General features: G+C 37.1%; 7 protein-coding genes, 1 pseudogene and 1 other annotated feature. Of the genes and pseudogenes, 7 read left to right on the plus strand and 1 reads right to left on the minus strand.

The genetic code is table 11. From position 1 onward, the window contains the following. Positions 1–1,197 precede the first annotated feature (1,197 nt). Both proV and COC46_RS23035 read left to right on the plus strand, forming a co-directional pair. Positions 1,198–2,400 carry a glycine betaine/L-proline ABC transporter ATP-binding protein ProV gene (gene proV / locus COC46_RS18180; RefSeq protein ID WP_098811336.1) on the plus strand — a complete coding sequence of 401 codons (1,203 nt, stop codon included), beginning with the start codon at positions 1,198–1,200 and terminating at the stop codon, positions 2,398–2,400. A 3-nt stretch (positions 2,401–2,403) separates the two neighbouring features. After that, complete coding sequence (locus tag COC46_RS23035) at positions 2,404–4,143, plus strand: glycine betaine ABC transporter substrate-binding protein (RefSeq protein ID WP_098811337.1); 1,740 nt, start codon at positions 2,404–2,406, stop codon at positions 4,141–4,143. A gap of 71 nt (positions 4,144–4,214) precedes the next feature. On the opposite strand, the gene sspI is transcribed toward COC46_RS23035, so the two are convergent. Beyond that, a complete protein-coding gene (gene sspI / locus COC46_RS18190; RefSeq protein WP_056472294.1) occupies positions 4,215–4,424 on the minus strand; it encodes a small acid-soluble spore protein SspI in 210 nt (69 codons plus the stop codon). 104 nt (positions 4,425–4,528) lie between these two features. On the opposite strand from sspI, the gene COC46_RS18195 reads away from it, so the two are divergent. The 5 genes and pseudogenes from COC46_RS18195 to COC46_RS18220 form a co-directional block, all read left to right on the plus strand. Then, entirely contained in the window at positions 4,529–5,278 is a 750-nt protein-coding gene (locus COC46_RS18195) for a TrmH family RNA methyltransferase (protein ID WP_098811338.1), read from the plus strand. A gap of 125 nt (positions 5,279–5,403) precedes the next feature. After that, positions 5,404–5,651: a binding site (T-box leader), on the plus strand. A 62-nt stretch (positions 5,652–5,713) separates the two neighbouring features. Next, positions 5,714–6,748, plus strand: a complete 1,035-nt coding sequence (gene pheS / locus COC46_RS18200; protein ID WP_098811339.1) for a phenylalanine--tRNA ligase subunit alpha — start codon at positions 5,714–5,716, stop codon at positions 6,746–6,748. An 18-nt stretch (positions 6,749–6,766) separates the two neighbouring features. After that, complete coding sequence (gene pheT, locus COC46_RS18205; RefSeq protein ID WP_098811340.1) at positions 6,767–9,181, plus strand: phenylalanine--tRNA ligase subunit beta; 2,415 nt, start codon at positions 6,767–6,769, stop codon at positions 9,179–9,181. A 1,134-nt stretch (positions 9,182–10,315) separates the two neighbouring features. Continuing rightward, a complete protein-coding gene (locus COC46_RS18215; protein WP_098811341.1) occupies positions 10,316–10,807 on the plus strand; it encodes an exosporium glycoprotein BclB-related protein in 492 nt (163 codons plus the stop codon). Positions 10,808–11,018: 211 nt separating this feature from the next. Then, a pseudogene (locus COC46_RS18220) lies at positions 11,019–11,296 on the plus strand (hypothetical protein); the annotation flags it as partial.

An 11,296-nucleotide genomic window follows, 5' to 3' on the forward strand; every position in this document is an offset into this window, starting at 1 on the left:
GAAATTTAATTGCGATTCTCTAATATTAATTGCGCTTCCCAAATTTTAATTGCGATTCCCAAATTTTAATTGCGATTCCCAAATTTTAATTGCGGCTCCCGAATATTAATTGCGCTTCCCGAATATTAATTGCGATTCTCGAATTTAATTGCGATTCTCGCAATTTAATTGCGCTTCCCGAAATTTAATTGCGATTCTCTAATTATAATTGCGCTTCCCAAATTATAATTGCGCTTCCCAAATTATAATTGCGATTCCCAAATATTAATTGCGCTTCTCGAATATTAATTGCGCTTCCCAAATTATAATTGCGAATCCCAAATATTAATTGCGCTTCTCAAATATTAATTGCGATTCCCAAATTATAATTGCGCTTCCCAAATATTAATTGCGCTTCTCGAATATTAATTGCGCTTCCCAAATTATAATTGCGCTTCCCAAATATTAATTGCGATTCTCAAATTATAATTGCGATTCTCGAATATTAATTGCACTTCCCAAATATTAATTGCGCTTCTCAAATATTAATTGCGCTTCCCAAATATTAATTGCGCTTCTAAATTATTATTGCGCTTCCCAAATATTAATTGCGATTCTCGAATTTTAATTGCGATTCTCGAATTTTAATTGCGATTCCAAATTATAATTGCGCTTCTCGAATTTAATTGCGATTCCCAAATTATAATTGCGCTTCTCAAATTTTATTTGCAGTTAACAGTTTATTTGCAACTGATCTTTATTTATTGGCACAGATAAGCAGCTTATTCACGTTTATCTCACACTTAATTGCAGTTAAACTCAATCCCCCACTACACCGTTTTTAACGTACTTATCACAGATTTTTTGTACGTCTTTTAGCCTTTTAATACGCCCACTTTTTGTATTCTATCCTTCCGATTTTTCCTCTCTTCTTGACCTTAACGTTAACGAACTGAAACAAATTGTATTATTTCTATAACTAGTTTGAAATAGTTTTGTCATATCTTATTGTTATCATGAATGCACGCTTTCCAAATAAGGATACTCGGAATTAGAATTTTCAAAGCAAATAAATAACATATAGACTCCTATTTTCTTATGGAGTTTAATAAGGAGCCAAGACTTTTAAAGTACTTGGCTGATTTTATTATATCTAAGGAGAATTCTTATTTAAAAATATGGAAAAGTATAGAAAATAGAAAGTTTTGAGGTGAGATAATGAAAGCAAAAGTTAAAGTGAAAAACGTAACAAAGGTTTTCGGTAAATCTCCAAAGAACGCCATAAAGTTACTAGAAAAAGGCTACTCAAAGAAGCAAATATTAGAGCAAACAAACTCAACAATTGGGGTGAATACTGCAAGCTTTGAAATATACCCTGGTGAAATATTTGTTGTGATGGGACTGTCTGGTAGTGGTAAATCCACCTTGATTAGAATGCTCAATCGGTTAATTGAACCAACGATCGGACAAATCTTGATAGACGATGAAGACATCGTAAAAATGAATCCTCAGCAGTTAAGGGATGTCCGTCGCAAAAAAATCAGTATGGTTTTCCAAAACTTTGCTCTGTTCCCACACAAAACAATTCTTGAAAATACAGAATATGGTTTAGAAATACAAAATATTTCTCAAGAAGAAAGAACAGAAAAAGCCCTCAAATCATTAGAAATTGTTGGCTTAAAAGGATATGAGCATCAATACCCGTCTCAATTAAGTGGTGGTATGCAACAACGTGTTGGTCTTGCAAGGGCACTAACAAGTGATACAGATATTTTATTAATGGACGAGGCATTCAGTGCTCTTGACCCATTAATTCGTAAAGATATGCAGGACGAATTATTAGAGCTACAAGAGACAATGAAAAAAACAATTATTTTTATTACTCATGACCTTGATGAGGCTTTGCGAATTGGAGACAGAATTGCTCTAATGAAGGATGGTAACATAATGCAAATTGGTACACCAGAAGAGATTATGGTAAATCCAGCCAATGAGTATGTGGAACGATTTGTAGAAGATGTTGACTTATCAAAAGTATTAACAGCGGCTCATGTTCAGAAGCGTGCTGAAAGAATTACGCCTGACCGTGGACCACGTGTAGCCCTGCAAATAATGAGAGATCAAGGGTATTCTAGTATATTTGTTGTCGATCGTCGACAAAAGCTACTTGGAGCCATTAATGCTGATGACGCTTCAAATGCACTGATTAAAAATAAATCGGTAGAGGAAGTCATGCAAAAGGATATTGTGACCGTTAATGAAGATACTTTATTAACGGATGTAATCGGGGCACTTGCAACTTCTGCTCTACCATTAGCTGTTGTAGATGAAAATAATCGATTAAAAGGCGTTATTATCCGTGGAGCAGTTATCGGTGCTTTAGCGGGTAATACAGACGATTTAAATATAAAAGGAGGTTAACAAATGGGTATTCCAAAAATTCCGTTAGCAGAATGGATAGATAAAATTGTTGATGTAATTATTAACATTTTTCATCCTCTATTCAGCGCAGTAACTAATATCACAGAAACCCTTTTAAATGGCCTTGTTAAAGTTTTAGGGCTTGGCCCATCAATTATTCTAATAATAATTATTTCATTACTAGCTTTTTATACAAGTAGGTGGACAGTTGGGCTGTTTACATTACTCGGATTGTTGTTAATAGATAATCTAGGTCTTTGGGATGCTACAGTCGATTCGTTAGCTTTGATTTTATCGGCGATCGTTATTACGGTTGTAATTGGTATTCCTTTAGGGATTTGGTCTTCGCAAAACGATCGAGTGAAGCAAGTGATTACCCCGATACTTGACTTTATGCAAACAATGCCAGCGTTTGTCTATTTAATTCCAGCAATTCTCTTCTTTGGAATTGGTGTAGTTCCTGGTATTTTAGCTTCTGTCATTTTTGCAATACCACCAACAATACGATTAACGAATTTAGGTATTCGAGAGGTTCCAAGTGATTTAATAGAGGCATCTAATGCTTTTGGTTCAACAACATGGCAAAGACTTTTTAAAGTACAGCTACCATTAGCAGCACCTACCATTTTAGCGGGGATAAATCAAAGTATTATGCTTGCATTATCTATGGTAGTTATTTCTTCACTAGTAGGCGCGCCAGGTTTAGGTGCAGAAGTATATCGTGCTGTCACTCAGATTAAAGTAGGTGAGGGCTTCGAGGCAGGAATATCAATTGTTATCGTTGCAATTATTCTAGATCGAATTTCTCAAAATCTTCGTAAACCTGTTTATGGGAAAAAACTTGCAAAAAAATATGTTTATGGATTTACTGTATTAATCTTTTGTATTGCCGCCATTTCAGTTGCCTTTGCAGGTGGTAATGATCAAAAAACATCTTCAAATAAAATAGGTTTTGAGGTTAATTATGAGATTACCGGAATTGATCCAGGGGCAGGATTAATGAAAGCAACTGAAAAAGCAATAAAGGATTACGATTTAAAGGATTGGACTTTAAAAGAAGGCTCGTCAGCTGCGATGACTGCTGAATTGAAAAAAGCGTACGAAAATAAAGAGCCTATTATCGTTACAGGATGGACACCACACTGGATGTTTTCAAAATATAAATTAAAGTATTTAGAAGATCCAAAAGGGTCATTTGGTAAGGATGAAGAAATTCATACGGTAGTCAGAAAAGGATTAAAAGAAGACATTCCAGGTGCGTACAAGATTTTAGATAACTTTTCATGGAAACCGAATGATATGGAAGAAGTTATGAGTGATATTCAAGACGGTGCGAAACCTGAGGATGCAGCGGCAAAATGGATCAAAAAGCATCAAGATCAAGTAAATAATTGGACAAAAGATGCTTCAAAAGGAAATGGCGAAAAAATTAGTCTCGTTTATGTTTCATGGGAATCTGAAGTTGCTAGTACAAATGTGATTGGAAAAGCACTTGAAAACCAAGGCTATGACGTTACATTAAAACAAGTTGAGGCTGGACCAATGTTTGCTGGTGTCTCAGATGGAAGTGCAGATGCAATGGTTGCAGCTTGGCTTCCAACAACTCATAAAGATTACATGAATGAATACAAAGAACAATTGGTTGATCTTGGACCGAATTTAAAAGGGACAAAATTAGGCTTAGTCGTACCAGAATATATGAAAATTAATTCAATCGAGGATTTAAAAGGTAAAACGAAGTAATCAAAATCAAAATGAAAAGGACTACCGTAAAGTTAATAGCTTTCGTTAGTCCTTTTCTATGTTTTTACATATTACTGACTTACTCCATTTTCTAATACCGAAAGTAGTTCATGCTTTTGATCTTCAGTAGCATGGCTCCAAAAAACTTCGAGAAGTACCCCTAAACCTGGTAATACTTTTTCCTCACCACTTTGAATAGCATCAACAATAGTTGCTTCTAATTGATCACTTTTATTACCTGAAATATTGTGAAGAACTGCACCGCGAATATTAAAATTCATTTTGAATTCTCCTTTCATATTAAGCTTTATGTAGTATTTGTAAACGGAAACGATTTTATGTATGATAAACGATATGATATACGATGAAAGGTAAAGGGAATTTTATGAAACAAATTGATTCCATTCAAAATAGTTCTGTAAAGGCTTGGAAAAAACTACATACAAAAAAAGGAAGAGATAAGGCTAAACAATATATCGTTGAAGGTTTTCATTTAGTGGAGGAGGCAATCAAGCATGATGCACCGATCCTTCACTTATTAATCAGTGAAGAAATTGATCTACCTTCTAATTTTTCAACAGGGTCATTGGATATTACTTACATATCAAAAGAGGTTTGTAAGGAATTAAGTGAAACAGAAACAACGCAAGGCATTTTTGCAATTATTGAATTTTCATTTGTGAGAATCGGTTTTGAGAAAGTGTCAAAATTATTATTAATTGATGAGGTTCAAGATCCAGGTAATGTTGGAACGATGATTCGAACTGCGGATGCTGCTGGATTTGATGGCGTTATTTTAGGATCTGGTTCGAGTGATCTATATAATGCTAAAACGATCCGATCAACCCAAGGATCAATATTCCATTTACCGATTTTACGAGGAGATTTAGTTGAAGCAGTTTCAAATTTAAAAGAAAAGGGAATAACTGTTTATGGAACTTCTCTACAAAATGCAAAACCATTCAACGAAGTAGAAACTTCAAACCGTTTTGCCATTATTGTAGGAAATGAAGGTAAAGGTGTAAATTCAACATTGCTTTCATTGACGGATGAAAATCTGTATATACCAATTTATGGTAAAGCTGAATCGTTGAACGTTGGGATCGCAGCAGGAATTCTAATGTATAGCTTGTGAAGCAAAAAAGACAGTGAGTTAAATAGGGCAATTCACTAATTCCTGAATTTCCTTCGTTATTCCTCAAATGAGTAGTTGCATAAATGGAAAAAAATCAATATAATTAATTAAGAAAAATTTAATACATAAAAGCTTTGACAGAGAATAGTAAATTTGGATCTCTATTTTAGGGAAAAAGTGTCGTAGACTGTAAGCACTTTTATAGTAGACCAAATTGAATTCACCTCTTGAGCTAGCGCCGGGACCATTTTGTGATGTAAAGGCGACTCGGTCTATCTAAGTAGATCGTTATACGAATGAAGTGAGCAGTTAGTTTGTGTTTCATTAATAACTGTTAATTAGGGTGGTACCGCGATCAATCCTCGTCCCTTTTTTGGGAGCGAGGTTTTTTTATGTTTAAAAATATGATTTTGATATTGAATAGGAGGATTATTCATGCAAGAGCGTTTAGTTTCTTTACAAGCAGATGCGATTAAGCAAATTGAAGAAGCAAAAGATTTAAAAGCATTAAATGAAATAAGAATTGCCTATCTTGGAAAAAAAGGTCCGATCACTGAGGCAATGAAAGCAATGAAGGATTTAGCTCCTGAAGAGCGACCAAAAATGGGAGCTGTTGCAAATGAAGTACGTGCAGCAATTCAAGAAAAACTTGAGGCAAAGCAAGTTGTATTAGAACAAAATGCAATTAATGAAAAATTAGAAAGCGAATCAATTGATGTAACACTTCCAGGAAGACCAGTTCATGCAGGTGGTGCACATCCACTGAGAGCGGTTATTCAAGAAATTGAAGATTTATTTATTGGAATGGGATATGAAATTGCAGAGGGTCCAGAAGTTGAAAAGGACTATTATAATTTCGAAGCATTAAATTTACCTAAAGGTCACCCTGCTCGTGACATGCAGGATTCTTTCTATATCTCAGAAGAAACGTTGATGAGAACTCATACTTCTCCTGTTCAAGCAAGAACAATGGAAGCAAATACCGAAAAGGGACCAATAAAAATTATTTGTCCAGGTAAAGTATATCGCCGTGATGACGATGACGCTACTCACTCTCATCAATTTATGCAAATTGAAGGTCTTGTTATTGGCGAAAATATTTCGATGAGTGACTTAAAAGGTACTTTACAACTTTTTGCTAAAAAAATGTTTGGTGAAGATCGTGAAATTCGCTTACGACCAAGCTTCTTCCCATTTACTGAGCCATCAGTAGAGATGGATATTTCTTGTATGAAATGTGGCGGAAAAGGCTGTAATATGTGTAAGCAAACTGGATGGATTGAAATTTTAGGTGCTGGAATGGTACATCCAAACGTACTTGAGATGGCTGGATATAATCCAAAAGAAGTTCAAGGATTTGCATTCGGAATGGGTCCAGAACGAATTGCATTATTGAAATATGGTATTGATGATATTCGTCATTTCTATACGAACGATATAAGATTCTTAAAGCAATTCCAACAAATGTAAGGTAGGAGGGGAAAAAACATGTTTGTATCAACAAAATGGTTACAAGAATACGTTGATTTAAGTGGTGTTACACCAGACGAACTTGCAAAGTTAATAACAAAAGCAGGTATTGAAGTTGAAGGAGTTAATCTTCTTTCTGAAGGAATTAAAAATGTTGTTGTTGGTTACGTTATGGAACGTGAACAACATCCTGAGGCTGATAAATTATCAAAATGTACTGTTGATGTTGGAGAAGAGCAGCCAGTTCAAATTATTTGCGGTGCACCAAATGTTGCAAAAGGTCAAAAAGTAATCGTTGCTAAGGTAGGCGCTGTTTTACCAGGTAATTTTAAAATTAAAAAAGCAAAATTACGTGGCGAAGTTTCTGAAGGGATGATTTGTTCTCTTCAAGAGCTAGGAATTGAAGGAAAAGTAGTTGCAAAAGAATGCTCAAATGGAATTTTTGTTTTACCAAGTGAAGCTGAAGTAGGTGCGGATGCATTAGAAGTACTATATCGTGATGATGCAGTATTAGAGCTTGGATTAACACCAAATCGTGCGGATTGCTTAAATATGATTGGTGTTGCATATGAGGTAGCTGCAATTTTAGATCGTGACGTGAAACTTCCATCGATTAGTGCAGACACAGCTGCAACTGCTGATTATGTTTCAGTTACAATTGAATCTAAAGAAGATGCTCCATATTACAGTGCTAAATTAGTTAAAGGTGTAAAAATTGGACCGTCTCCATTATGGATGCAAGCTCGATTAATGAGTGCGGGTATTCGTCCTATTAACAACGTAGTTGATATTACGAACTATATTTTAATTGAGTACGGTCAACCTTTACACGCATTTGATTTTAATAAATTAAATAGTAACCAAATTATCGTTCGTCATGCGAAAGAAAACGAAAAAATCGTTACACTTGATGGTGAAGAACGCACATTACAGCCACATAATTTAGTGATTGCAACAGATAAAGAAGCGGTTGCAGTTGCAGGTGTAATGGGTGGTCAAAGTACAGAGGTTGATGAGCATACTGTTGACGTTTTAATCGAATCAGCGGTTTTCAGAGGCCAAAGTGTTCGTCAAACATCAAAAGATTTGGGCTTACGAAGCGATTCAAGTGCTCGTTTTGAAAAAGGAATTGATGTATCACGTACTTTCCCTGCTTCAGAACGTGCTGCTCAGTTAATGGCCGAACTTGCTGGTGGAACAATTGTAGAAGGCACTGTAATAGCTGATCATTTAGTTGATGATGCAAAAAAAGTATCGGTTTCTGTAAGTAAGATAAATGGTGTTCTTGGTACATCAATTGATGCTGATACTGTAAAAGATATTTTCCGTCGCCTAAGATTAGAAGCTACCGGGGAGGGTGAAGTATTTACTGTTACTGTACCTAGTCGCCGTGGTGATCTTTCAATAGAAGAAGATTTAGTCGAAGAGGTAGGTAGATTATATGGCTATGATCATATTCCTGCTACTTTACCGACTGGAGTTGCTAGCCGCGGACAATTAACACCTTATCAAGCAAAACGTAGAAAAATTCGTAAGTATTTACAACATGCGGGTCTTTACGAAGCTGTTACGTACTCTTTAACTAGTAATAATAAAGTAAAACGCTTTGCGCTAGAAACTGTAGACGCAGAACCTGTACGTTTAGCATTACCTATGAGTGAAGAGCGTAGTGAGTTGCGTTTTAGCTTAGTACCTCATTTATTAGACGCTGTAGCATATAATGTTGCACGTAAAGAAGAAAATGTTCAACTATTTGAAGCAGGCTCTGTATTCTTAACAAAGGAAAAAAACGAACTTCCACATGAAGAAGAATATTTAGCAGGGGCTCTAACTGGTTTATGGTTGGAACATGCATGGCAAGGTGAGAAAAAAGCTGTAGATTTCTACGTTGTAAAAGGTATTTTAGACGGAGTATTTAGCGAACTAGGTTTATCAAATAAAATAACTTATACGGCTGATAAAAAAGAAGAATTACACCCAGGACGCACAGCTAGTATTTTATTAAACGGTGAAGAAATTGGTTTTATTGGTCAAGTTCATCCTGTTACTCAAAAAGAGTGGGATATTAAAGAAACTTATGTTTTCCAATTATCACTTGAAAAGCTATTAAATACTGAATTCGATGATATTTTATACAATGCAATTCCTCGATTCCCATCAATGAACCGAGATATGGCATTAGTAGTTGATTCGAAAGTATTTGCTGGTGATATTCTATCTACAATTCGTTCAACTGGTGGAAGACTCCTAAAGGATGCTACAATCTTTGATTTATACGAAGGTGATAAGATGGAAGCTGGTAAAAAATCAGTTGCCTTCTCATTAACGTATTTCGATCCAGAACGTACTTTAACGGATGAAGAAGTAACAAAAGCTCATTCTAAAGTGTTAAAAGCAGTAGAAGAAACACATAGTGCCCAACTAAGAGGTTAAATTAGATAACTCTATTCTATTGACGATATAGTATTTAAATCTAAGTGTACCTTACACATAGAAAGCAATGTTTTAGTACTAAACATTGCATACTCAATAATAATAAAAGTTGGAAACCGGAAATCTTAGATTTCCGGTTTTTTAATAGGTGGATATTCTATTAGATATTTTTAATAGAGTATTCACCTATTTTTTGCCCCATTTTTATGGTGAGAATGAACCAATTTGTCCTTTTTTTATACAATAAATTGTACAATTAAAATTTTTATGAGAGGTGTATTTTTTTGCCACTACCACCATTTCCACCACGATTTCCACAACCATCAGAACAACCAGAAGAACCAGAAATGTCACAAAATACGGATCATTCAGATTCGCCCGTAACAAAATCTCCATATTCACCTAGTTATTCATTTGATTCAAATGACTCAAATGACTCAAATGGGTTAATTGGACCAATAGGATCTATGGGACCAACTGGCCCAACAGGAGCAACTGGTCCTCGAGGAGAAAGAGGTAAGAGAGGTAAAGAAGGAGAAGATGGAGAGAGAGGTCCAAGAGGTTACATGGGACCGATGGGTCCTATGGGACCAATGGGACCAACAGCTCCAACTGTATTTGTATTAGGTCCAACAGGTCCAACGGGTCCAGCGGGAGTAACAGGCCCTTCAGGTGGTCCAGCAGGTCCAACGGGAGCAACAGGAGCAACAGGTCCAGGGGGAGCAACAGGTCCACAAGGGATCCCAGGTCCAGCAGGAGCAACAGGTTCAGCAGGCCCAGCAGGAGTGCCAGGCCCAACAGGCCCAGCAGGTCCACAAGGGTCACCTGGTCTACAAGGTCCAACAGGTCCGGCGGGAACACCAGGAACGCCAGGAACACCAGGAACACCAGGAACACCAGGAACACCAGGAACACCAGGTGCACCAGGAGCAACAGGCCCAGCAGGNNCCAGCAGGAGCAACAGGTTCAGCGGGAGCAACAGGAGCAGATGGAGCAACAGGTCCAGCGGGAGCAACAGGAGCAGACGGAGCAACAGGTCCAGCAGGAGCAACAGGCCCAACAGGGGCAACAGGGGCAACTGGTATAGCAGGTACAGGTGCAATCATTCCGTTTGCATCAGGTGCACCAATTGCGATGGCATCAGTAGATCTCCTTGGGGTGAGTATAGCTAGTACGGCTGGACTTGTAGGATTTGGAAGTTCTCTTCCGAATGTTGCATTATTTCCTGGACCAGCTATTGATTTAACAGGAACTGGTTTGCCAACTGAAATACTTGATTTTGCATTCACAATGCCTAGAGCGGGTACAATTACGGCTATTTCTGCATCTTTTAGTAATGTAGTAGCTTTAAATATTTTAGGAACAAGTATTTCGGTCACTGCACAATTATATAGTGCACCGGTAAATAGCAATAACTTTACTCCAGTTGCAGGTGCAAGTGTTACTTTACCTGCTCTATTGGGCCCACTTACATTAGGCGAAATCACGAGCGATATTTCTACACCTTTAGCAATACCAGTCGCTGCACAAACTCGTTTAATGATGGTATTTACACAAACAGGAACAGGTCTTAGCCTTATTAATACTGTTACAGGATATGCTAGTGCGGGTGTATCAATAAACTAATTAATAGAAAGAAGTAAGAAAAATATATTTTAAAAATTGGACTCTACTAAACTAGATCACAAAAAACTATCATTGATAGTTTTTTGACTAGTAAGTAGAGTTTTTTTGCGGATTTTTTAATAGGATTAGTATTAAAATCCAAACAAACTTGTCCAACAAAAATATGATAAAGTGTACGTCAAAATATTTTTGGAGGTGTATCTATTTGCCAATACCACCAGGCCCACCAGGCCCACAATTACCACCAGTTTTACCTCTACCACCAGCCCCAACAGGCCCTACGGGAGCACCACTACCACCTGGTCCTTCAGGTCCAACAGGAATTACATGTCCATGTCCAACAGGAGCAACAGGTCCACAAGGTCCAACAGGAGCGACAGGCCCAGCAGGAGCAACAGGTCCAACAGGTCCAACCGGAGTAGATGGAGCGACAGGCCCAGCGGGAGCAACAGGCCCAACAGGAGCAACAGGAGCAGACGGAGCGACAGG

The sequence above is a fragment of the Bacillus sp. AFS041924 genome (assembly GCF_002577195.1).
In the GTDB taxonomy this organism is placed as follows: Bacteria; Bacillota; Bacilli; order Bacillales; family Bacillaceae_G; genus Gottfriedia.